Here is a 22,829-nt window from a genome sequence, read left to right on the forward strand (position 1 = left end):
TTGTGAAACGACGGGCTTTTTTGTGCCATTCAGAATGGCAGCTCGCGGCTCAAGCTTGTATCTGGTTAAAACGATTCATACAGATCTGTATATAACTGACGTTCGAATCTGAAAATTTCCGGCATGACAGCTGGGGCATCTTCTGTTTTTTCTGGTGGCAGATAGTTAGTGACAAACTGAACAAATAATAAAGGTTTGCCGGATTTGGCTGTCATCACGCCGGCTAAATTGAAAGTGCCGTAGAGAGAACCCGATTTAGCGGCCAGTCGACTTTTCAGCGGCTCATGCCGGATACTCTGGCGGTAACGCAGGGTGCCCGATTCGCCAGAAACGGGCAAATCAGCAAGCAAGTTCAGGCTGTCATTATGCTGGTAGATGTAAGTCATTACTTTCATCATATCACTGGCCATGATGCGGTTGTCCCGGGATAAGCCAGAACCGTCGGCCAGCACCGCCCGGCTCAGATCGATGCCGGTATGCTCAGCTATGATCTGCTTGATTGCTTCAGTGCCATTGTGAAAACTGCCCGGTTGATCATAGAAGCGCTGCCCCAGGGTTTTGGCAAGGTTATCGGCAATCAGGTTGTCAGAATCTTCCAGCATAATTTTCAGCAATGCCGGTAAGGGTGCAGAGCTGTGACTGGTGATCTGCTGGCCTGTTTGAGTATCATCGCGCAGGATTTCGCCATCAAAAGCTATGCCTCTTCTGTCGAGCTCTTGCAATAGCACATCGCGGACATAGGCCTCGGTATCCACGACCGCAAAATTCAGCGGCAAGGGCTTGTCCCGCTGCGGCAGGCAGCCGTTGAGCTGGTAATGGTTGCCGGGCTGGGTTTGCAGCTCCAAAGAACAGAAGGTGGATTTTTGCTGCGCTTTGCTGACGACTTTGGCAAAGCTGGTGGCACTGACTGGCTGATGGGCAGGGATATGAAGCCGGGTCGGCTGGCCCAGTGGCCGGTCACTGTATAAGGCCGCCTGAACACAGTTGTGTTCCAGAGTGATACTGCTGGCCGGGGCACTGTAACAGACGCCAAGGCTATCCCAGGGCCAGCCGGATGCTTGTTCGTAGCCGGTAAACTGGCTGCCGTTGAGGTAGATATTCCCTTTGATGCGATGTACACCTTTTTGCTTCAAAGCGTGCAGCATAGCAGCAAGATCTCCACGCGATAGCGTTGGATCGCCACTGAAGCGGATAATATAGTGCTCTTTGTTCTGCTCTAGCCGAGTAGTAAAACGAAAGTTTTGATCCAGGTACAGTCTGGCAGCTAAGGCCGTCAGCAGTTTCTGAGTGCTGGCGGGAGCCTGCAATTGTTCAGCACGCTGGCTGAAAATGGCGTTGCCCGTTGCCGGGTCAGTAATAATGAGAGCCAGATCATGCCCTGAGGGGAGTGATGTCATCGCCACATCAGGAGAAAATTCGGCAAATACCGAATGGGATAACACGAGTGCAGCGAGAAATAAGCCAACTTTCTTTTTCATAATGGTGAAGAGCCGTTGTAAACCTAACTGGCAATCATAGGGGGTAAGAGAGCAGAGTGGCAATGAAAGTTCGTTAATATCCTGTAAGATATATTTTCCTATTCCGAATACCATCGTGCTTGTGCAGCAGGGAGCTCAGGCAAAAGCAGCTTCTGGCGGCCGCACTGCGAAATTGTGCAGGGCTGCAAGCAACGTAATATGATGGATAGACAGCGACTAAACCGCAAGCTGTAGACAGAGGTTGCATCCGAGGTCGTGTATTAGGTATCTTGTTAGGCAGAAAAGCCGTTTCTTCTATTCATGCGTTAGCCCAGACTTGTGCTGGGCTGGCTTTTTTTTTGTCCGAAAAGCAATCCTGCTTTTCTGGCGTTTCGAGGTAGATTACTTTATGGAAAAGATCCCAATGACAGTCCGCGGCGAACAGCAGCTGCGTCAAGAGCTGGACGCCTTGATGAAACGTCGTCCACAGATTACAGAGGCCATTGCTGAAGCTCGTGAGCTGGGTGACCTGAAAGAGAATGCGGAGTATCACGCGGCCCGAGAGGAGCAGGGGATCTGTGAAGCACAGATTCGCGATATTGAGTATAAGTTGTCTGTTGCTCAGGTTATTGATGTCACCAAGATGACGAATCACGGAAAAGTGATTTTTGGCTCCACAGTGACTTTGCTGGATGTGAATACTGACGGTGAAGTGACCTACTGCATCGTAGGGGATGATGAAGCTGATATTAAGAAAGGTCTGATTTCGGTTAATTCGCCAATTGCCCGTGGTTTGATTGGTAAACAGGAAGGTGATGAAGTCAGTATTGCCACGCCTGGCGGCCGAAAAGAGTTTGAGATCGAAAAGGTCGAGTACGTTTAATGGTCAGGGCCAGGTGCTTTATTGTTAATAAATGTAACAGCAACCGGGCCTTGAAAAGTAAAAAAGGCCGCGTTGGCGGCCTTTTTTATTTGCGGGGAAGTTCGATTTTCCTGTCTTCCGACTGACGGTACAGCACCAGGATATTACCGATAACCTGTACCTTTTCAGCCTGAGTTTCACGAACGATAGCATCAACAATCAACAGCTTGGTTTCGCGCTCTTCAGCGGCAACCTTCACCTTGATCAGTTCATGGTGGTTCAGGGCCAGTTCGATTTCAGACAGCACGGCTTCAGTCAGGCCGTTGGCGCCCATCAGGACTACAGGCTTGAGGCTGTGAGCAAGGCCTTTCAGGTATTGCTTCTGTTTGGTGCTTAGATTCATGGTGACTCAATATCTATAACAAGGGTTGAAAACAGGGTATTCTAACGCCATCTAGTCAATATGACTAACGTTGTTTCGTTACGCTGGTGTTCCTGCCAACTCTGGGCCACAGTAAAAGTAGTACTGCTGAACCAGAACGGGAACCATCGGCTGTTGGGTTGATTCGCATTGGGTAATGCATGAGTAAAAAGAAACATTCTGCCAGTTCTGGACGCTGGCTGAAGGAACATTTTGATGATAAGTATGTCATGGAAGCCCAGAAAAAGGGTTACCGTTCCCGAGCCATTTTCAAACTGGAGGAAATCCAGAGCAAAGATAAGTTGTTAAAACCAGGGATGACAGTTGTCGATCTGGGTGCTGCACCCGGGGGCTGGTCTCAGTATGCGGCCAGTGTTGTTGGCGATTCAGGGCAAGTGATTGCCTGTGATATTCTGCCAATGGATTCCCTGCCTGGTGTGAGCTTTTTACAGGGCGACTTCCGTGAAGAAGCTGTGCTGGATGCATTACTTGAGCGAATTCAGCCTGATATGGTTGATGTTGTTTTGTCTGACATGGCGCCGAACATGAGCGGCAATCTGGCGTCAGATCAGCCTAGAGCAATGTATCTTGTTGAACTAGCATTAGATATGTGCAGGCAGGTGCTTGCGCCCAATGGAAGTTTTGCGGTAAAAGTTTTCCAGGGCGAAGGCTTCGATCAGTATCTGGCTGAGGTGCGCAGCATGTTCAAGGCAGTTAAAATCCGTAAACCAGACTCATCCAGGGATCGCTCCCGTGAAGTCTATATTGTGGCTACAGGTTATAAACTGTAGTACCCTACATTCATCTTTAAAGTTATCGCGAGGTTAACACCTTGAGTGACATGGCAAAAAACTTGATTTTGTGGTTAGTCATCGCCGTGGTGCTGATGTCTGTTTTTCAGAGCTTCGGTCCGGGAGATAGTGCTGGCCGTCAAGTCGACTATACGACTTTTGTCCGGGAAATCGGTCAGGATCAGATTAGGGAAGTACGGTTCAGTGATCGTGAAATTACGGTATTTAAGCGTGATAACACCCGTTATGTGACTTACTTGCCTGTCCTGAATGATCAGAAATTGCTGGACGATCTGATTAATGCCAACGTAAAAGTGGTTGGGACACCACCGGAAGAGCCGAGCTTACTGGCTTCTATCTTCATATCCTGGTTCCCGATGCTGTTACTGATCGGGGTCTGGATTTTCTTTATGCGCCAGATGCAGGGCGGAGGTGGCAAAGGTGCCATGTCGTTCGGCAAATCTAAAGCACGCATGATGAGTGAAGACCAGATTAAAACAACGTTCAACGACGTTGCCGGCTGCGATGAAGCCAAAGAAGACGTGAAAGAGCTGGTGGATTACCTGCGTGATCCTAGCCGCTTCCAGAAACTGGGTGGTAAAATTCCAACCGGTGTGCTGATGGTAGGTCCTCCTGGTACGGGTAAAACCTTACTGGCCAAAGCCATCGCCGGTGAAGCGAAAGTCCCTTTCTTTACTATCTCTGGTTCTGACTTCGTCGAAATGTTTGTCGGTGTGGGTGCATCCCGTGTCCGTGACATGTTTGAACAGGCTAAGAAAGCGGCACCTTGTATTATTTTCATCGATGAAATTGATGCAGTAGGTCGACAGCGTGGTGCGGGCGTTGGTGGTGGTCACGATGAACGTGAGCAGACACTTAACCAGATGCTGGTGGAAATGGATGGTTTCGAAGGTCACGAAGGTATTATCGTGATTGCAGCTACCAACCGACCAGATGTTCTGGACCCGGCCCTGTTGCGTCCTGGTCGTTTCGACCGTCAGGTCGTTGTCGGTCTGCCCGATGTGCGTGGCCGTGAACAAATCCTGAAAGTGCACATGCGCAAGGTACCGCTGGATGGGGATGTTGAACCATCACTGATTGCCCGTGGTACGCCAGGTTTCTCAGGTGCTGATCTGGCCAACCTGGTGAACGAAGCGGCGCTGTTTGCTGCCCGAGGCAACAAGCGTACTGTGTCTATGGTGGAATTCGAACTGGCGAAAGACAAGATCATGATGGGCGCTGAGCGTAAATCTATGGTGATGTCTGAAGAGCAGAAAGAATCGACTGCTTATCACGAAGCGGGCCATGCCATTATTGGCCGACTGGTACCGGATCATGACCCGGTTTATAAAGTGTCCATTATCCCTCGGGGTCGGGCACTGGGTGTGACCATGTACCTGCCGGAGCAGGATCGCGTCAGCCACTCCAAAGAGTATCTGGAGTCGATGATTTCCAGCCTGTACGGTGGCCGACTGGCAGAAGAGCTGATCTACGGGGTAGAAAAAGTCTCTACCGGTGCATCAAACGATATTGAGCGTGCGACTGATATTGCTCGTAAAATGGTTACTCAGTGGGGCTTCTCGGATAAATTGGGTCCTCTGCTGTACGCGGAAGATGAGGGTGAAGTATTCCTGGGTCGTTCAGTGACTAAGACAAAACACATGTCTGATGATACTGCGCGTACTATTGATACTGAAGTTCGTGCCATTATCGACCGTAACTATGAGCGAGCGCGTGAAATCCTGGCGGGTAATATGGATATTCTTCACTCAATGAAAGATGCATTGATGAAGTATGAGACCATAGATGCGGGTCAGCTTGACGACCTGATGGAGCGTAAATCTGAAATTCGCGCACCAAAAGGCTGGGGTGACAAAGATGACACCCTGAAAGCGGAAGCTCCTGAGTCACAAGACAAAGCCAATGATGCGGCAAGCGACAAGCCGGCTGAGAAGCCTGAGCAGGTTCAGCCACACCACAGCGAAGAAAATGATAAACCGCAGGCCTGATGCCTGGCGGTGAATATAAAACCCCGGGGTGACTCGGGGTTTTTTGTTTCTGCTGTGTCAGATATTCTCAGTTGTAAAGAAACAAGCGAGTATTCTCAGTTGTAAAGAAACAAGCGAGCCTCGGTATAGTATGAGCGCTCCCCCAGTCAGGAGTAATGGGCCTTGTTACTGAAAAGCAAAGAAAAAACATTAGACCTTTCTTATCCTCATGCCATGGGAATCCTCAATTTCACCCCGGATTCATTTTCTGATGGCGGTAAATTCAATCAGTTGGACGACGCCTTAAGACATGTTGAAGACATGCTGGCCGTCGGAACCAGTATCATTGATATTGGCGGTGAATCGACCCGACCCGGTGCGGCCGATGTGTCAGTCGCGGAAGAGCTCGACCGTGTTGTGCCTATTGTGGAAGCAATTGCCCAGCGATTTGATTGCTGGATCTCAGTGGATACCAGTAAAGCGCAAGTAATGACTGAAACCGTCAATGCCGGGGCCGATTTAATTAATGATATTCGCGCACTGCTTGAGCCGGGTGCAATGGAAGCCGCTGCGGCTGCCGGTGTTCCTATTTGTTTAATGCATATGCAGGGCCAACCGCGTACAATGCAGCATCAGCCGCATTATGATGACCTGCTGTCAGATGTGAATACGTTTCTTTCGGAGCGCATTCAAGCCTGTGAAAAAGCCGGTATTCGTCGTGATCAACTGTTGCTGGATCCTGGGTACGGTTTTGGTAAAACCCTGGAACACAATTATCAGTTGCTGGCACATTTGGAGCAGTTCCATCAGTTTGGCTTACCGCTGCTGGTAGGAATGTCCAGAAAATCCATGATTTGTAAATTACTGAATAAAACACCTGCGGAAGCACTGGCAGGGAGCCTGGCCTGCGCTGCCATTGCAGCGATGAAAGGCGCTCAGATTATCCGTGTCCATGATACCCGTGAAACACAGGATGTACTGGCTGTCTGCCGTATGACGCTTGAACAGGAAAATAAAGCGCTAGGAGCGAATATTAATGGCTGAACGTAAATATTTCGGCACCGATGGTGTCCGTGGCCGTGTTGGCCAGTCACCCATTACCCCTGAGTTTGTATTGAAACTGGGCTGGGCGGCGGGCCGCGTGTTGTCACAGCAGGGCACTAAAAAAGTCATTATTGGAAAAGACACACGTATTTCCGGTTATATGCTGGAATCTGCACTGGAAGCCGGTTTGGCCGCCGCTGGTTTGCAGGCCGCATTTACCGGGCCAATGCCGACACCTGCCGTGGCCTATCTGACGCGGACATTTCGTGCTGAAGCAGGCATTGTGATTTCGGCCTCTCATAACCCGTATTATGACAACGGTATCAAGTTCTTCTCGTCTGAGGGGACCAAACTGCCTGACGCTGTAGAAGCGGCCATCGAAGCTGAAATGGATAAAGAACTGGTCTGTGTCGAATCTGCCAGCCTCGGCAAAGCCTATCGGATTAACGATGCGGCCGGCCGTTACATCGAATTTTGCAAGGGAACGTTTCCATCCCATTTGAGCCTGGAAGGCTATAAGGTTGTTGTCGACTGCGCTCACGGTGCCACTTATCACATTGCGCCGAACGTCTTTCGCGAGCTGGGTGCGGAAGTGATCACACTGGGCTGCGAGCCAAATGGTATTAATATCAACGCCGAGGTCGGGGCTACGGATGTGCGCGCCTTGCAGGCTAAAGTCCTGCAGGAAAAAGCGGATTTCGGTATTGCACTGGACGGTGATGGTGACCGGGTGATCATGGTCGATGAAGACGGTAACAAGGTCGACGGTGACCAGATTGCGTATATCATTGCCCGTGATGCATTGCGTCGTGGCGAGCTGAAAGGGGGCGTCGTAGGTACATTAATGACAAACCTGGGGATGGAGCTGGCGCTGAAAAATCTGGGTATCCCGTTTGTTCGTGCTCAGGTCGGCGATCGCTATGTGATGGAAGAGCTGGTTAAAAACCAGTGGACCATTGGCGCGGAAAACTCTGGCCATGTCATAGTGCTGGATAAAGTGACGACAGGTGACGGCATAGTGGCTGGCCTGCAGGTGATGGCCTCAATTGTCAGCAGTAAATTGTCACTCAAAACCTTGTGTGAAGGGCTGACAATGTTCCCGCAAGTGCTGGAAAATGTCCGTTTCGCTGGCGATTCCAACCCATTGGAATCTGAGGCGGTACTGAGCGCAAAAGCAGCCGCAGAAGCGAAACTCGGTGAGCGTGGTCGCGTATTATTGCGTAAATCTGGTACTGAGCCGCTCATTCGTGTCATGGTTGAAGGTGAAGACGGTACTCTGGTGAGTGATTCGGCCTTGTCGATTGCTGCTGCTGTGAAAGAGTGCTGTTAACAGCTTGCCTTGAAAGGGATTCCGGTTTGTCAGTCTTTAACCGGAATCCTTATCTGAAAACTGTTTATTTATTACACAAGCGATTCATCAATCACTACATTCTGAGAAAAATCGCTTGTCACTCCTGTCGGCATTCGCTAGTATTCCCTCGCTCCTGACAAAGGGGTGCGCTGGCACTGCTGTTGCAAAGCCGGCACAACACTATGGAACATAGGTGGAACCCATGTACGAAATTCTACTTGTGATTTATCTGTTGGCTGCGCTTGGTGTAATTGGCCTGGTTCTGGTTCAACAGGGTAAAGGCGCAGATATGGGAGCCTCATTCGGGGCTGGTGCATCAGGAACTTTGTTCGGTGCCAGCGGCTCTGGTAATTTTTTGACCCGAATGACTGCAATTTTTGCAACTGTATTTTTTGTGATCAGCTTGGTTCTGGGCAATTTAAGCGCAAAACAAGCGGATGCAACAAGTGGCTGGGAAAACTTAAGTGCCCCAGCACAGCAAGAACAAGCTGTTGATACAACTGAGCAAGCGCCTGTAAATAGCGATATTCCTCAGTAATTAACAGATTTGCCGAGATGGTGAAATTGGTAGACACGCTAGCATGAGGTGCTAGTGCCGTAAGGTGTAGGGGTTCAAGTCCCCTTCTCGGCACCATTGTTTCCGTTACTTGAAAGAGTAACCACTGAGAGATATAATCGCTCTCAGAATTACGGACGCGGGGTGGAGCAGCTTGGTAGCTCGTCGGGCTCATAACCCGAAGGTCGTCGGTTCAAATCCGGCCCCCGCAACCAACTTGGACGAAGGTTTGAGTTATTTTCTCAGGCCATCGATGGATTGCCGCCCAGATTAAACCGGCGCCATAACCGAGTTTTGAAAGACGACGATTCCCGGAACAGAATCGATTTCGTTTTTCTGCTATAACCTTAAGAGGTTTTAGCTATCAGGGTCCAGAGATAATAAACCCCGTAATTCGGGGTTTTTTATTATCTGAAACATGACCATTCAGGTATCTACTGGGCTTTAATGCCCTTTTTTTGTTTCCAGGGGGTTGTCTTGACCGCTTTAGAGATGCAACTAACTGAACTACTGGACGCGCCAGTTACTGCCTTGGGCTATGAACTGGTGGGTCTGGAGTTTATTCGTGCGGGTGAACATTCCACGTTGCGTGTGTTCATTGACCACGAAAACGGTATCACAGTCGATGATTGTGCCGACGTGAGCCGTCAGATCAGTGCAGTGATGGATGTTGAAGATCCTATTACTGTTGCTTATAACCTGGAGGTTTCTTCCCCGGGTCTGGAACGTCCGCTGTTCAGAGCGGCACATTATGAGCAGTTTATTGGCCACGAGGTCAGCCTGGTCCTGAAAATGGCGATGAACAATCGCCGTAAGTGGAAAGGTGACATTGTTGCCGTTGACGGTGAGCTAGTCACGTTGAATGTGAAAGGCGATGAAGAAACCTTTGCGCTTAGCAATATTGCCAAAGCCAACCTGGTTCCAAAATTCTAACCGCTAAATTGGGGCATTAGAAATGAACAAAGAAATCTTGGCTGTCGTTGAAGCGGTATCCAACGAGAAAGCTGTTCCGCGTGAGCGTATCTTCGAAGCATTGGAGATCGCACTGGCAACAGCAACAAAGAAAAAGTACGAAGCTGAAATTGACGTGCGTGTTGCGATTGATCGTAAAACGGGCGACTTCGATACTTACCGTCGCTGGAAAGCCGTGGATGAAGTAACGGCGCCAACTCTGGAAATGACTCTGGAAGCCGCGCAGTATGACGATGAAACTGTAGAGCTGGGTGATTATGTTGAAGAGCAGATTGATTCTGTAACCTTTGACCGCATCACTACACAAACGGCAAAACAGGTTATCGTACAGAAAGTACGTGAAGCTGAGCGTGCGCAGATCGTTGAACAGTTTATCGATAATGAAGGTGAGCTGATCACCGGCGTGGTGAAGAAAGTCAACCGCGATGCCATTATTGTTGATCTGGGTAACAACGCTGAAGCTGTGATTCTGCGTGAAGACCAGTTGCCACGTGAAAACTTCCGTCCAGGTGACCGCGTACGTGGTCTGCTGTATGCTGTGCGCCCGGAAGCGCGTGGTTTCCAGTTGTTCATGACTCGTTCTAAGCCTGAAATGCTGTCTGAATTGTTCCGCATCGAAGTACCGGAAATCGGTGAAGAGATGATCGAACTGATGGGCGCTGCCCGTGATCCTGGCTCTCGTGCCAAGATTGCAGTGAAAACCAATGACAAACGTATCGATCCTGTCGGTGCTTGTGTTGGTATGCGTGGTGCGCGTGTTCAGGCGGTATCCGGTGAGCTGGGTGGTGAACGTATCGATATCGTACTGTGGGACGAAAACGCCGCTCAGTACGTTATCAATGCTATGGCACCGGCTGAGGTGAGCTCTATCATCGTTGATGAAGACAACCACACCATGGATATCGCGGTTGAGAAAGACAATCTGGCGCAGGCCATCGGTCGTAGCGGTCAAAACGTTCGACTGGCATCTGTCCTGACAGGCTGGGAGCTGAATGTGATGACTGTGGAAGATCTGCAGAAAAAGCACCAGGCCGAAGCGCAGGCGTCGATTGATCTGTTTGTTAAATACCTGGAAATCGATGAAGAATTCTCGATCGTTCTGGTTGAAGAAGGCTTTACCAGCCTGGAAGAAGTAGCCTATGTACCTGTTCAGGAATTAATGTCAATTGACGGCCTGGACGAAGATACGGTTAACGAATTGCGTAACCGTGCGAAAGAAGCACTGACCACTATTGCCCTTGCGCAGGAAGAGTCTTTGGATGGGGTTGAGCCTGCCGAAGACCTGCTGAGCCTGGATGGTATGGAACGCGACCTGGCGTTCAAACTGGCCGCTAAAGGTATCTGTACGCTGGAAGATCTGGCTGACCAAGGTACTGATGACCTATTGGACATCGAAGGCCTGAATGAAACCAGCGCGGGTGAATTGATCATGGCTGCCCGTAATATCTGCTGGTTCAGCGACGAAGCATAATTAATTAGCAAGGGAGGAGCAGCATGTCAGAGGTTTCAATTAAGGCACTTGCCGAAGAAATCGGTACCCCGATTGATCGTTTGCTTCAACAGTTTGCCGATGCTGGTATCAGCAAAAAAGCTGAAGACAGTGTCAACCAACAGGAAAAAGAGTCTCTGTTGAGCCACCTGAAGAAAGAACACGGTGGTAACACTGACGAGGCACCGACCCGCCTGACTCTGCAACGCAAAACCCGTAGCACGCTGAGTGTATCGGGTACAGGCGGAAAGAGTAAAAACATTCAAGTAGAGGTGCGCAAAAAGCGCACCTATGTCAAGCGTTCAGCCCTTGAAGAAGAGCAGCGTGCGGAAGACGCGCGCAAGGCTGAAGAGGACGCTAAGCGTGCTGCAGAAGAAGCGGCGAAGCGCGAAGCTGAAGAGCGTGCTAAACGTGAAGCTGAAGAAAAAGCTCAGCGTGAAGCGGAAGCAAAACGCTTAGCAGAAGAGAAAGCCCAGCAGTCGGAGAAGCAAGCTAATCGTGATGCCGTGGATACCAATCCACGTCAGGCAGAAGAGAAAGCGAAACGCGCTGCTGAGCAACAGGCTAAAAAAGAAGCTGAAGAACTGCAACGCCGCCGGGAAGAGGAAGCCAAGCGTAAAGCCGAGGAAGACAGTCAGCGTCAGCTAGAAGAGGCACGCAAAATGGCAGAAATCAATGAAAAGAACTGGTCGAAAAAGGACCAGGAAACAGGTGCTATGGAACAATCAGACTACCACACGACTACCTCCACCTATGCCCGTGCGGCGGAAGATGAACAAGACCGCCGCGAGGAAGAATCTCGCCGCCGTGCTAAGAAGAAAAAAGCTGCCAGCGGTCCTAAGGGTGATGAGCCGCGTGAGCGTGCGATGCCTCAGCGTGGCGGCCGTAACCAGCGTGGTCGTGGCAAACAGCAAATGAGCAAGCCTACATCAATGCGTCATGGTTTCGACAAAACAGCCACCGTTGCTAAAGCGGATGTTGTGATCGGTGAAACCATAGTGGTTGCTGAACTGGCCAACAAGATGGCGGTGAAAGCGGCTGAAGTCATCAAAGTGATGATGAAGCTTGGCGCTATGGCCACCATCAACCAGGTTATCGATCAGGAAACCGCACAGCTGGTTGCTGAAGAAATGGGCCACAAGGTTATCCTGCGTAAAGAGAACGAGCTCGAAGAAGCCGTACTGTCTGATCGCGACGAAAACCTGGCAGTTGTTCCTCGTGCTCCTGTTGTTACTATCATGGGTCACGTTGACCACGGTAAAACATCTACTCTGGATTACATCCGTAAAGCGCACGTTGCTGCAGGCGAAGCCGGTGGTATTACGCAGCACATTGGTGCATACCACGTTGAAACTGACAACGGTATGATCACCTTCCTGGATACCCCTGGACACGCTGCGTTTACCGCTATGCGTGCCCGTGGTGCTCAGGCAACGGATATCGTTATCCTGGTTGTTGCCGCAGACGATGGCGTTATGCCACAGACAATAGAAGCGATTCAGCATGCCAAAGCGGCAGGCGTTCCTTTGATTGTTGCTGTGAACAAGATCGATAAAGAAGATGCTAACCCAGACAATGTGAAGAACGAGCTGGCACAGTACAATGTTATGCCGGAAGAGTGGGGCGGCGAGAACATGTTTGTTCACATCTCTGCGAAGCAGGGTACGAACATCGATGGTCTGCTGGAAGCGATTCTGCTGCAAGCTGAAGTTCTGGAGCTGAAAGCCGTTTCTGAAGGCATGGCGAAAGGTGTCGTGGTTGAATCCCGCCTGGATAAAGGCCGTGGTCCGGTTGCGACTGTGCTGGTTCAGGAAGGTACGCTACGCAAAGGTGACATCGTACTGTGTGGCCTGGAATATGGTCGCGTGCGTGCTATGCGTGATGAACTGGGCCGTGAAATTGAAGAAGCTGGTCCATCTATCCCGGTTGAGATTCTGGGTCTGTCAGGTGTACCGTCTTCTGGTGACGAAGCGACAGTTGTACGTGATGAACGTAAAGCGCGTGAAGTTGCACTTTACCGTCAAGGTAAGTTCCGCGATGTGAAACTGGCTCGCCAGCAGAAAGCCAAGTTGGAGAATATGTTCTCTAACATGACTGCAGGTGAAGTGGCTGAACTGAATGTTGTGCTGAAAGCTGACGTACAGGGCTCTGTGGAAGCAATTGCCGATTCACTGCGCAAGCTGTCAACTGAAGAAGTGAAAGTGAACATCGTCGGTTCTGGCGTAGGTGGTATCACTGAAACTGACGCCGTACTGGCTGCAGCGTCTAACGCTATTCTGCTTGGCTTCAACGTTCGTGCTGATGCGTCAGCCCGTAAGACTATCGAAGCTGAGAACCTGGATCTGCGCTACTATTCCATCATCTATCAGCTGATTGATGAAGTGAAAGCAGCGATGGGCGGCATGCTGTCCCCTGAGTTCAAGCAGGAAATCATCGGTCTGGCTGAAGTGCGTGATGTGTTCAAGTCACCGAAACTGGGCGCAATTGCAGGTTGTATGGTTACCGAAGGTACCATCAAGCGCAACAACCCAATTCGTGTACTGCGTGATAACATTGTTATTTACGAAGGTGAGCTGGAATCACTGCGTCGCTTTAAAGATGACGTACAAGAAGTGAAGAACGGTTACGAGTGTGGTATCGGCGTGAAGAACTACAATGATGTTCGCGTTGGTGACCAGATTGAAGTTTTCGAAATCGTTGAAATTCAGCGTACGCTGGATTAATCAGGTTGCTCGCTGACCTGGAATAAACACTGGGGAGCTTCGGCTCCCCTTTGTGTCGAGGTAGGCGGCCGACTTTTAGAGAGAGAATCAAATGGCTAAAGAATTCAGCCGTACACAACGTGTTGCTCAGCAGCTGCAAAAAGAGCTGGCAGTGATTCTGCAACGCGAAATTAAAGATCCCCGCATTGGCATGGCGACAATTTCCAGTGTGGAAGTCTCCCGTGATATGGGATACGCCAAAGTTTATGTCACCTTCCTGACTATCGGTGAACAAACACCGGAAGACAGCCTGGAAGCGTTGCGCGAAATGGCACCTTACATTCGTTCACTGCTGGGTAAGCAAATCCGTCTGCGAGTGACACCTGAGTTGAACTTTATTTTCGACCAGTCACTGACCGAAGGCATGCGCATCTCCAACCTGGTAAGCAAGGTTGTTCGTGATGACGAAGCACGCCGCGTTGACGAACCTAAGGATGAAGGTGAGGATAGCTGATGGCGCGTCGTCGTAAAGGGCGTCCGGTAGACGGTGTTCTGCTGCTGGATAAGCCGGGCGGCATCACATCAAATGATGCCCTGCAAAAAGTAAAACGTATCTTTTTTGCGGAAAAAGCAGGCCATACCGGCGCTTTGGATCCGCTTGCGACGGGTATGTTGCCAATCTGCCTGGGGGAAGCCACCAAGTTTTCCCAGTTCCTGCTGGATTCAGATAAGCGTTATCGGGTCATCGCCAAGCTGGGCGAGCGTACCAATACCTCGGATTCGGATGGCGAAGTGGTCGAAACGCGCGAAGTGAAGGTAGACCGTGGCCTGCTGGAACGTTGTATTGCCAAGTTCCGTGGGACAACCAAGCAAATACCGTCTATGTTTTCGGCGCTGAAATATCAGGGACGCCCGTTGTACGAATATGCCCGTGAAGGCAAAGAAGTACCCCGTGAAGCCCGCGATATCACAGTGTATGAAATCTCACTGCTGCGCTTTAGCGACAACGAAGTTGAGATGGAAGTCCATTGCTCGAAAGGCACTTATATCCGCACTATCGTTGATGATCTGGGCGAGATGCTGGGCTGCGGAGCACATGTCACTTATCTGCGCCGTATCGGTGTCTCTAAGTACCCGTTGGACAAAATGGTTACGCTAGAGCAGCTCGAAGCGCTGCTGGAGCAGGCCAGAGAGCAGGATATTCAGCCGAAAGAGCTGCTGGATCCGCTGCTGTTGCCAACAGACTCGGCAGTACAGGATTTACCGGAAGTGAACTTACTGCCGGGTGTCGCCAGTTATGTACTCCATGGCCAGCCAGTTCAGGCCGGTCGTGTTCCTGATGCAGGCACATTGGTTCGGCTGACGGCTGGTGAGCAACGTGATTTTATCGGTGTGGGTGAAATCAATGCCGAAAACATGGTTGCGCCTAAGCGTGTGCTGGCCAATCGTGACAAGGCTGACGAAGAAAAATAAGCCGCTCAGCGGCCTGTCTGGTGAATCATATTCCGCTTGCGGCCTTCCGGACAGGTGCGTATAATTCGCGGCTCGGGTGCCGGCTGAATCAGAGATTGGCTGGCACAAATTTTACTATTTTGTATTAGGAATGAGTTATGTCTCTGAATGCAGAAACTAAAGCAACTATCGTTGCTGAATACGCGCAAGGCGCAAACGACACGGGTTCACCTGAAGTTCAGGTTGCACTGCTGACTGCACAGATCAACCACCTGCAAGGTCACTTTGCAGAGCACAAAGGCGATCACCACAGCCGTCGTGGTCTGCTGCGCATGGTTTCTCGTCGTCGTAAGCTGCTGGACTACCTGAAAGGCAAAGATCTGGGTCGTTACCAGTCTCTGATCGAGCGTCTGGGTCTGCGTCGCTAAGATTGCTGGAAGAAAGGAGCCGATTGGCTCCTTTCTTTTTTGCATCTGTCGGTCGGAGATGCCAATCTCTGACTGGAAAGTTGTTTTAAAACGGTACTGAATAGCGTTCACGAGTCGTTTTCGTCGACCTAGAGGTCGCGGCTATTGACAGAGGCTGCCCAAATCGGCTTTTGCCATTAGTCGCGATGCGTGAAATGTGCTTAAAGTACCCCACTTCACATGACGCTTTTTGCTGTGTCGGATATACTTACAGACGCAAATAGAAAAGCAGATCAATATTTTAAGGAAATTCACGTGAATCCTATCGTTAAAACCTTCCAGTACGGCAACCATACCGTAACACTGGAAACCGGTGTGATGGCGCGTCAGGCTACTGCCGCTGTAATGGCTAGCATGGATGACACTTCCGTCTTCGTTTCTGTTGTGGGCAAAAAAGAAGCGGTAGAAGGCCAGGACTTTTTCCCTCTGACTGTTAACTACCAGGAGCGTACTTACGCTGCCGGTAAAATCCCGGGTGGTTTCTTCAAACGTGAAGGCCGTCCTTCTGAAAATGAAACCCTGACAGCCCGTCTGGTTGACCGTCCAATCCGTCCGTTGTTCCCTGATGCGTTCAAAAACGAAGTACAGGTGATTGCGACTGTGGTTTCTGTTAACCCGGACGTTAACCCAGATATCGTGACCATGATTGGTACCTCTGCCGCTCTGGCTATCTCAGGTATTCCTTTCAACGGTCCAATCGGTGCAGCCCGTGTGGGTTACATCAATGACCAGCTTGTGCTGAACCCAAGTAACAAAGAACTGGCTGAGAGCCGTTTGGATCTGGTTGTTGCCGGTACAGATAACGCAGTTCTGATGGTTGAATCAGAAGCAGACCGCCTGACTGAAGAGCAAATGCTGCAAGCGGTTGTTTTTGGTCATGACCAGCAACAAACTGTGATCAACGCCATCAAAGAATTCGCTGCAGAAGTGGCAACCCCGGCGTGGGATTGGGTGGCTCCGGCTGTTAACACCGAGCTGAAAGCACGCGTGGCTGAAAAAGCAGAAGGTCGTCTGACAGAAGCTTACCAAATCACTGAAAAGATGGCGCGTTACGAGAAAGTGGGCACCATCAAAGCTGACGTGGTAGCTGAACTGCTGGCAGAAGATGCAGCACTGGATGAGCGCGAAGTCCGCGATATGCTGGGCTCTCTGGAGAAGAACGTGGTTCGCAGCCGCATCATTGCCGGTAACCCGCGTATTGATGGCCGTGAAAAAGACATGGTTCGTGCTCTGGACGTTCGTACTGGTGTACTGCCACGTACTCACGGTTCATCACTGTTTACCCGTGGTGAAACGCAGGCGTTGGTTTCTGCCACTCTGGGTACGCAGCGTGACGCGCAGATCCTGGACGAGCTGACTGGTGAGCGTAAAGAACACTTCCTGCTGCACTACAACTTCCCTCCATACTGTGTAGGTGAAACTGGCTTTGTGGGTTCGCCTAAGCGTCGTGAAATCGGCCACGGTAAACTGGCTAAGCGTGGTATCAAGGCAGTAATGCCATCGGTTGACGAGTTCCCGTACACTGTACGTGTGGTATCTGAGATCACTGAATCAAACGGTTCGTCTTCTATGGCGTCTGTATGTGGTACCTCTCTGGCTCTGATGGATGCCGGTGTGCCAATCAAAGCTTCTGTAGCGGGTATCGCTATGGGTCTGGTGAAAGAAGGCGACGATTTCGTGGTTCTGTCTGATATTCTGGGCGATGAAGATCACCTGGGTGACATGGACTTTAAAGTGGCCGGTACTAACGACGGTATTACTGCACTGCAGATGGATATCAAGATCGAAGGTATTACTAAAGAGATCATGCAGATTGCTCTGAATCAGGCTAAAGGCGCCCGTATTCACATCCTGGGTGTGATGGATCAGGCTATCAGCACTGCTCGCGATGACATTTCTCAGTTTGCTCCTCGTATCCACACGATGAAGATCAACCCAGAGAAGATCAAAGATGTGATCGGTAAAGGTGGTGCGGTAATTCGTCAACTGACTGAAGAAACCGGTACAACGATTGAAATCGAAGACGACGGCACAGTGAAAATTGCAGCAACCGAAGGGACTGCTGCGAAAGAAGCGATTCGCCGTATCGAAGAAATCACCGCAGACGTTGAAGTTGGCCGCATCTATACTGGTAAAGTAGTGCGAATTGTTGATTTTGGTGCTTTTGTTTCTGTTATCGGTACAAAAGAAGGCCTGGTACACATTTCTCAAATCGCTCAGGAGCGTGTTGAGAAGGTTTCTGATTACCTGCAAATGGGTCAGGAAGTACAGGTCAAAGTGCTGGAAATCGACCGTCAGGGCCGCATCCGTCTGAGCATGAAGGAAGCACAGCCTGAGCAGGCACCAGCCGCTGGTGAAGATGCTTAATCCATCTGGATAAGCCTGTCTTCATTAAGTAATAAAAGTGGGGCTGTGACAGCCCCTTTTTTATACCAATGAACTATCAAAACCGAATCGCTACCTTTGGCTCATCAAGTGTTGATGGGCGGCAACGGGTTCGCACGGGCAGGGGAGAATGGCATTGTTTGCAAAGAGGTGTAAGTACGTAGCCATTGCGATGGCCGTTATGTTGGCTGGGTGTTCTACGAGTACCTATTCCAGCTGGGAGCAGCCGTTGATTGCGGTCCCGCTGCAGCCAACCATACAGCAACAAATCCAGTTGGCGCGTATTGATCAGCTGTTGGGACGCAGTGATCTTAACGATGAAACCCGTTCGCAGATCTACTATGAGCGCGGGCTGCTTCATGATGGCATTGGCCTGCGTGATCTGGCCCGGCTGGACTTTAACCAGTCGCTGTCTCTGTATCCTGCACAGCCTGATATTTTTAATATTCTTGGGGTGTATTTTACTCAGAGTGCGCATTTTGACGCGGCCTACGAGGCATTTGATTCTGCACTGGAACTGGATGTCAGCCATCCGTTTGCACAGCGAAACCGCGGTATCGCGCTGTATTATGGCGGTCGTTTTGACTTAGCCAAACAGGATTTACTGGCGCATTATCAGCAGGATCCCAATGATCCTTACCGTGCTATCTGGCTGTATATGGTTGAGCTGGAATCAGAGCCGGACAAAGCCAAACAGAGTCTGCAGAACCGGTTTGACCGGGCAGAACGCGAAGACTGGGGCTGGAACATTGCCGGTATGCTGCTTGGCGGCGAATCGGAACAACAGCTTCTCGATGGCATAGTGACAAACAGTGAAACCAATGAACAGATGGCGGAGCGTTTAACCGAGAGCTACTTCTACATGGCCAAGCGTTATCAGCATAACAACCAGTATGCGGAAGCTGTTCAGCTGTACAAACTGGCTTTAGCTGGCAATGTCTACGAGTTTGTTGAGCACAGGTTTGCGACTCTGGAACTCAATCGTTTACTGGCGAGTTTGCAGGGCGAAGAGGATACCATCGGCGGCGTAGGCGATGAACTTTAAGCCGCCCAGTCGCTGAGTTAAGAAAATACTGGCCAGCTGCAATCACTATAGTGTTAGAAAGAGTGCTTTGCAGGTGGCGGTTATGTTCAGGCGTTATATCGCTTTCACGTTAATGGCAATGGTGGCAGTCAGCGTAGCCAAAGCACAGCAGCTCGACTATGTCTACTCGGTATCCACGCCGGGCGAAGGCCGTCTGGTGACTGTCGACAATTACTGGTTGCTGGCATTCAGCTATACCTACGACATTCGCTTACCTGAGCATGTCAGCCAGGGTGACAAAGTGATGATTGAGATTAAGCAGGATGATAGCTGGCAGGCTGAAGCATTTACAGTTACAGCGATCAGCATTTTTCAGGATTTGTGTCGATTACACCGTCAGCATCCCAGCCAGGATGGCCGTTTTCCGTCAGATGCCATCTATATTCAGCCTTGCCGCAGCGAATAACAGTATAAAATAATTAAGAAAACCGGCTAATAACAACGCCCCGTATTATTCGGGGCGTTGTTGATCTGGGGCTGTCAGACCAGGCCGGTACTGAGGTGTACCACTATGACAGTAAAGGCCGCCATCAGCGGAATCGCCATAGTTACCACGGCAATATCACCATAGCTCTGTCTGTGAGTCAGGCGACAAACCGCCAGCAAAGTAATCACAGCACCACAGTGCGGCAGTGTATCCAGCCCGCCTGCAGCCAGCAAGATCACGCGATGCAGCACTTCAGGGTTTATTCCGGTACTCAGGAAATCATTACCCAGCAGAGCCAGCACCATACCTGTGCCGCCTGACGACGAACCAATAATACCGGCAAGACTGGTCGAGGTGAGCGCCACTTTGAACAGATCCGGAATATCAATGGCGGCAATACCGGCTTTGATAATCACAAAGGCCGACAGGGCAGTAATCACTGCACCATAGCCTACCTCAGAAGCTGTGTTGAAAATGGGTAGCAGAGAGCCCACCGAACCGTCGAAGACGTGCTTGTTGGTATCAAACAGGTAGCGGCGATAGCTCACCAGCATGAAGATAATGGCGATAGCCAGCGCGATGATCACAGGCCAGGTACCGTTGATCCGTGTATCCAGGGTTTCATATTCGGCAATCACAGCGGGTGATTTGAAGTAAATATTGGTCAGTACAAAGTTGATGACGAACACCATCAGAATCGGAACCAGTGCCATCAACACGCTCGGTGTTGCTGTGCTGTCATCCAGATCTTTATCACTTTCATCATGGTCACCGTAATTTTCACCAGCCGCAATGGCCTTCTGGGCGCGGTATTTGATCCACAATACTCCCAGTACCAGCATCATAGTACCGGCCAGCAAGCCCAAGGCCGGTGCCGCGTAAATAGTGGTGCCGAACGGTATGGTTGGCATGGTGTTCAGGTACTGCGGCGTGCCCGGCAACGCCGTCATGGTAAAGGTGAAAGCACCCAGAGTGATCGCCGCAGGCAGCAGGCGCTTAGGAATGCCGGCCGCGCGGAAAGTGGCTGCACCAATCGGATACATGGCAAAGACCACCACAAAGAGTGACACGCCGCCGTACGTCAGCAAAGCGGTAGCCAGCACGACAGACAATATCGCGTGTTTGGTACCCAGATGCTGAATGATAAAACGAGATAAAGCACGGGCGGCACCCGATGCGCCCATCAGCTTGCCAAAGATTGCCCCGGCGATGAAGATGGGGAAGTACAGTTTGATGTAATTGGCTGCGGCAGGCATGAAGACATTAGACAGTGCATACAAAAAAGGGAAATCGCTGGTAAGCAGTGCAGCGGCCATGGCTAAAATGGGGGCGAGGATCAGAACTGACACGCCTCGGTAGGCAAAGTACATCAAACCCACAAGCGTGAGCAGTATCACGGCAACATCCATATTCTCTCTCCGTTTCATGGTTATAGTTATAACAGGTCGTTAACATCCTAGACCTCCCAGTCGTGATTGAAAACATCACTGGTCGGTCCAATTTTTATATTCAGCGGTAAAGTGCGAGCCGCATCATGCTATACCAGGTGTAAATCGCAGCCCCTGTTTTAATTGATAATGATATTTTTTATTTATTTCAATATGTTATCACGTGTTTGTGGCTGGTTGTGGCCAGTTTCGAAAAACACAATTTCATCTGTAGCTATTAAAGCAAGGGGATGGGATTCATACACTTCAGGCAATTGCACGGTAAAAGGAAGTTGCGCATGGCAGTTACCCAACTTACGGCTGAAGAAGCCGCGGCATGGATCACCGACGGACAGTCCGTCATGCTGGGGGGATTTATCGGTTCCGTGGTACCAGAGTCGATCATCAGGGCCTTGGGTGAACGCTACGACAGCGAAACCTCACCCCGTGATCTGACATTGATCTTTGCAGCCGGTCAGGGAGACGGACAAGGACGGGCGGCGAATCATCTGGCCAGGCCGGGCATGGTTAAGCGGGTGATTGGCGGCCACTGGGGTCTGGTGCCAGACCTGCAAAAGCTGGCCCTGAGCAATGAGATTGAGGCGTACAACCTGCCACAGGGGGTGATTTCACACCTCTTGCGCGATACGGCAGCAGGTAAGCCCGGGACAGTGACAACAACCGGGCTGGGAACCTTTGTCGATCCCCGGCTTGAAGGCGGCAAGATTAATACGATAACCCGCGACGATCTGGTGTCTGTGCTGGAGATCAATGGTGAAGAATACCTGTTCTACCAGCGTCTGCCGGTGGATATGGCGATTTTGCGCGGCACAACGGCAGATGACAACGGCAATATCACGATGGAAGATGAGTGTCTGGTGGTGGAAAATCTGGCCGCAGCGCAGGCAGCCCGTAATCAGGGCGGCAAAGTGGTCGTGCAGGTCAAACGGCTGGTGCCGGCCGGTACACTCGATCCTCATAGCATCAAAATTCCGGGCATTTTTGTCGATGCTATTGTGCTTTGCAATGATGAAGCGGAACACATGCAGACCTTTGCCACCCGTTTCAATCCCGATTTTGTCGGACGGGCAGGTTCAGGCGAACATCAGGTAGAGCACCGGGATAGTCTGCCGGAACAACTGGATGCCAAAACCCTTATTGCCCGCCGCGCCGTGCAGGAGCTGACGCCCGGCGCTGTACTGAATCTGGGGATTGGCGTGCCTGAGTACATTGCAATTGTTGCCGGTAAGCTGGGTATCCTGGATACCATGACTCTCACCGTCGAGCCCGGCGCTATCGGCGGTCTGCCGGCCAGCGGGCTGGATTTTGGTGCCAGCAGGCACCCGCAGGCCATCATTACTCAGGATCAGATGTTCGATTTTTATGATGGCGGCGGGATCGATCAGGCCTTTCTCGGCCTGGCACAGTGCTCTGCCCGCGGCGATATCAATGTGTCCCGTTTTGGCGATAAATTGCCGGGCTGTGGTGGTTTTATCAACATCAGTCAGCATGCTAAGTCTCTGTTTTTCTGTGGCACTTTTACAGCCGCTGGGTTGGAGATCGCCGTCAGGAACGGCGAGCTGCATATTCTGAAGGAAGGGCGTCAGAGTAAGTTTGTTGAGACAGCTGAACAGATTACGTTTTCCGCTTCACGGGCCATCCAGACCAGGCAACCGGTGCGCTATATTACTGAACGTGCCGTGTTCCGGCTTGAACCGCAAGGTCTGGTGCTGGAAGAAATTGCGCCAGGCGTGGATCTTGAGCGTGATATTCTGGCACATATGTCATTCACTCCGGTGATTGATCCCGGTCTGAGCTTGATGTCAGCAGAGATATTTTCTCCTCAGTTCGGGCAGAAAACCGTTTAAATAGCGGGATGTGGGTCATAAGACTGTGAAGCGAGCTGTAAGACGAGGTGCCGGTGTTAGTTCAGCCAGGATTGCGCAGGCATTAT

The 22,829-nt window shown here is 50.7% G+C and carries 19 protein-coding genes and 2 tRNA genes; 18 read left to right on the forward strand and 3 right to left on the reverse strand.

Going from position 1 to position 22,829, the window contains the following annotated elements; genetic code table 11:
- Window positions 1-65 precede the first annotated feature (65 nt).
- Window positions 66-1,478 (reverse strand): serine-type D-Ala-D-Ala carboxypeptidase, encoded by a 1,413-nt coding sequence (gene dacB / locus IFO68_RS08915; protein WP_192015578.1) that lies wholly within the window; start codon window positions 1,476-1,478, stop codon window positions 66-68.
- A 388-nt stretch (window positions 1,479-1,866) separates the two neighbouring features.
- Between dacB and greA the strand changes: the two genes are divergently transcribed.
- Window positions 1,867-2,340: a transcription elongation factor GreA gene (gene greA, locus IFO68_RS08920; protein WP_192015579.1), complete on the forward strand. Its 474-nt coding sequence runs from the start codon at window positions 1,867-1,869 to the stop codon at window positions 2,338-2,340.
- Window positions 2,341-2,425: 85 nt separating this feature from the next.
- On the opposite strand, the gene yhbY is transcribed toward greA, so the two are convergent.
- The gene (gene yhbY / locus IFO68_RS08925; RefSeq protein WP_027253076.1) at window positions 2,426-2,722 is read right to left on the reverse strand and encodes a ribosome assembly RNA-binding protein YhbY; all 297 of its coding nucleotides are present in this window, start codon (window positions 2,720-2,722) and stop codon (window positions 2,426-2,428) included.
- 179 nt (window positions 2,723-2,901) lie between these two features.
- On the opposite strand from yhbY, the gene rlmE reads away from it, so the two are divergent.
- The 16 genes from rlmE (at window position 2,902) to IFO68_RS09005 (ending at window position 19,427) form a co-directional block, all read left to right on the forward strand.
- Window positions 2,902-3,531, forward strand: a complete 630-nt coding sequence (gene rlmE, locus IFO68_RS08930; protein ID WP_027253075.1) for a 23S rRNA (uridine(2552)-2'-O)-methyltransferase RlmE — start codon at window positions 2,902-2,904, stop codon at window positions 3,529-3,531.
- A 50-nt stretch (window positions 3,532-3,581) separates the two neighbouring features.
- Window positions 3,582-5,540, forward strand: coding sequence for an ATP-dependent zinc metalloprotease FtsH (ftsH, locus tag IFO68_RS08935; RefSeq protein ID WP_192015580.1), 1,959 nt, complete (start codon window positions 3,582-3,584; stop codon window positions 5,538-5,540).
- A 162-nt stretch (window positions 5,541-5,702) separates the two neighbouring features.
- Window positions 5,703-6,563 carry a dihydropteroate synthase gene (folP, locus tag IFO68_RS08940; protein WP_192015581.1) on the forward strand — a complete coding sequence of 287 codons (861 nt, stop codon included), beginning with the start codon at window positions 5,703-5,705 and terminating at the stop codon, window positions 6,561-6,563.
- Window positions 6,556-7,893, forward strand: coding sequence for a phosphoglucosamine mutase (glmM, locus tag IFO68_RS08945; protein WP_192015582.1), 1,338 nt, complete (start codon window positions 6,556-6,558; stop codon window positions 7,891-7,893). The genes folP and glmM overlap by 8 nt, the downstream gene beginning before the upstream one ends.
- Before the next feature lie 223 nt (window positions 7,894-8,116).
- Window positions 8,117-8,452 carry a preprotein translocase subunit SecG gene (secG, locus tag IFO68_RS08950; protein ID WP_192015583.1) on the forward strand — a complete coding sequence of 112 codons (336 nt, stop codon included), beginning with the start codon at window positions 8,117-8,119 and terminating at the stop codon, window positions 8,450-8,452.
- An 11-nt stretch (window positions 8,453-8,463) separates the two neighbouring features.
- A tRNA-Leu gene (locus tag IFO68_RS08955) sits at window positions 8,464-8,548 on the forward strand.
- Window positions 8,549-8,608: 60 nt separating this feature from the next.
- Window positions 8,609-8,685: transfer RNA gene (locus IFO68_RS08960), tRNA-Met, on the forward strand.
- A 262-nt stretch (window positions 8,686-8,947) separates the two neighbouring features.
- A complete protein-coding gene (gene rimP / locus IFO68_RS08965) occupies window positions 8,948-9,403 on the forward strand; it encodes a ribosome maturation factor RimP (protein ID WP_192015584.1) in 456 nt (151 codons plus the stop codon).
- 22 nt (window positions 9,404-9,425) lie between these two features.
- Window positions 9,426-10,913: a transcription termination factor NusA gene (nusA, locus tag IFO68_RS08970; protein ID WP_192015585.1), complete on the forward strand. Its 1,488-nt coding sequence runs from the start codon at window positions 9,426-9,428 to the stop codon at window positions 10,911-10,913.
- Window positions 10,914-10,936: 23 nt separating this feature from the next.
- Window positions 10,937-13,654, forward strand: coding sequence for a translation initiation factor IF-2 (gene infB, locus IFO68_RS08975; protein WP_192015586.1), 2,718 nt, complete (start codon window positions 10,937-10,939; stop codon window positions 13,652-13,654).
- Between the two features lie 91 nt (window positions 13,655-13,745).
- Window positions 13,746-14,147 (forward strand): 30S ribosome-binding factor RbfA, encoded by a 402-nt coding sequence (gene rbfA, locus IFO68_RS08980; protein ID WP_192015587.1) that lies wholly within the window; start codon window positions 13,746-13,748, stop codon window positions 14,145-14,147.
- Window positions 14,147-15,106 carry a tRNA pseudouridine(55) synthase TruB gene (gene truB, locus IFO68_RS08985; RefSeq protein ID WP_192015588.1) on the forward strand — a complete coding sequence of 320 codons (960 nt, stop codon included), beginning with the start codon at window positions 14,147-14,149 and terminating at the stop codon, window positions 15,104-15,106. Before rbfA ends, truB begins: the two co-directional genes overlap by 1 nt.
- Window positions 15,107-15,243: 137 nt before the next feature.
- Entirely contained in the window at window positions 15,244-15,513 is a 270-nt protein-coding gene (rpsO, locus tag IFO68_RS08990; protein ID WP_027253065.1) for a 30S ribosomal protein S15, read from the forward strand.
- 294 nt (window positions 15,514-15,807) lie between these two features.
- Window positions 15,808-17,919, forward strand: coding sequence for a polyribonucleotide nucleotidyltransferase (pnp, locus tag IFO68_RS08995; RefSeq protein WP_192015589.1), 2,112 nt, complete (start codon window positions 15,808-15,810; stop codon window positions 17,917-17,919).
- Window positions 17,920-18,073: 154 nt separating this feature from the next.
- Window positions 18,074-18,982 (forward strand): lipoprotein NlpI, encoded by a 909-nt coding sequence (nlpI, locus tag IFO68_RS09000; protein ID WP_225445137.1) that lies wholly within the window; start codon window positions 18,074-18,076, stop codon window positions 18,980-18,982.
- Between the two features lie 82 nt (window positions 18,983-19,064).
- Window positions 19,065-19,427 (forward strand): hypothetical protein, encoded by a 363-nt coding sequence (locus IFO68_RS09005; protein WP_192015591.1) that lies wholly within the window; start codon window positions 19,065-19,067, stop codon window positions 19,425-19,427.
- 74 nt (window positions 19,428-19,501) lie between these two features.
- Here IFO68_RS09005 and IFO68_RS09010 read toward each other — a convergent pair whose 3' ends face one another.
- On the reverse strand, window positions 19,502-20,857 hold the full coding sequence (locus tag IFO68_RS09010) for a GntP family permease (protein ID WP_192015592.1): 1,356 nt from the start codon (window positions 20,855-20,857) through the stop codon (window positions 19,502-19,504).
- A 317-nt stretch (window positions 20,858-21,174) separates the two neighbouring features.
- Between IFO68_RS09010 and IFO68_RS09015 the strand changes: the two genes are divergently transcribed.
- Window positions 21,175-22,743 (forward strand): acyl CoA:acetate/3-ketoacid CoA transferase, encoded by a 1,569-nt coding sequence (locus tag IFO68_RS09015; RefSeq protein ID WP_192015593.1) that lies wholly within the window; start codon window positions 21,175-21,177, stop codon window positions 22,741-22,743.
- Window positions 22,744-22,829: the final 86 nt, after the last annotated feature.

The sequence above is a fragment of the Photobacterium arenosum genome, from assembly GCF_014841115.1.
Taxonomy (GTDB): domain Bacteria; phylum Pseudomonadota; class Gammaproteobacteria; order Enterobacterales; family Vibrionaceae; genus Photobacterium; species Photobacterium arenosum.

Bases quoted from the DNA above. Each gene is read 5' to 3' on its own strand.
- IFO68_RS09015 (WP_192015593.1), top strand. From the start codon at position 21,175: ATGGCAGTTACCCAACTTACGGCTGAAGAAGCCGCGGCATGGATCACC.
- greA (WP_192015579.1), top strand. From the start codon at position 1,867: ATGGAAAAGATCCCAATGACAGTCCGCGGCGAACAGCAGCTGCGTCAA.
- glmM (WP_192015582.1), top strand. From the start codon at position 6,556: ATGGCTGAACGTAAATATTTCGGCACCGATGGTGTCCGTGGCCGTGTT.
- IFO68_RS09010 (WP_192015592.1), bottom strand. From the start codon at position 20,857: ATGGATGTTGCCGTGATACTGCTCACGCTTGTGGGTTTGATGTACTTT.
- truB (WP_192015588.1), top strand. From the start codon at position 14,147: ATGGCGCGTCGTCGTAAAGGGCGTCCGGTAGACGGTGTTCTGCTGCTG.
- yhbY (WP_027253076.1), bottom strand. From the start codon at position 2,722: ATGAATCTAAGCACCAAACAGAAGCAATACCTGAAAGGCCTTGCTCAC.
- infB (WP_192015586.1), top strand. From the start codon at position 10,937: ATGTCAGAGGTTTCAATTAAGGCACTTGCCGAAGAAATCGGTACCCCG.
- dacB (WP_192015578.1), bottom strand. From the start codon at position 1,478: ATGAAAAAGAAAGTTGGCTTATTTCTCGCTGCACTCGTGTTATCCCAT.
- ftsH (WP_192015580.1), top strand. From the start codon at position 3,582: ATGGCAAAAAACTTGATTTTGTGGTTAGTCATCGCCGTGGTGCTGATG.
- nusA (WP_192015585.1), top strand. From the start codon at position 9,426: ATGAACAAAGAAATCTTGGCTGTCGTTGAAGCGGTATCCAACGAGAAA.
- rlmE (WP_027253075.1), top strand. From the start codon at position 2,902: ATGAGTAAAAAGAAACATTCTGCCAGTTCTGGACGCTGGCTGAAGGAA.
- rbfA (WP_192015587.1), top strand. From the start codon at position 13,746: ATGGCTAAAGAATTCAGCCGTACACAACGTGTTGCTCAGCAGCTGCAA.
- rpsO (WP_027253065.1), top strand. From the start codon at position 15,244: ATGTCTCTGAATGCAGAAACTAAAGCAACTATCGTTGCTGAATACGCG.
- IFO68_RS09005 (WP_192015591.1), top strand. From the start codon at position 19,065: ATGTTCAGGCGTTATATCGCTTTCACGTTAATGGCAATGGTGGCAGTC.
- secG (WP_192015583.1), top strand. From the start codon at position 8,117: ATGTACGAAATTCTACTTGTGATTTATCTGTTGGCTGCGCTTGGTGTA.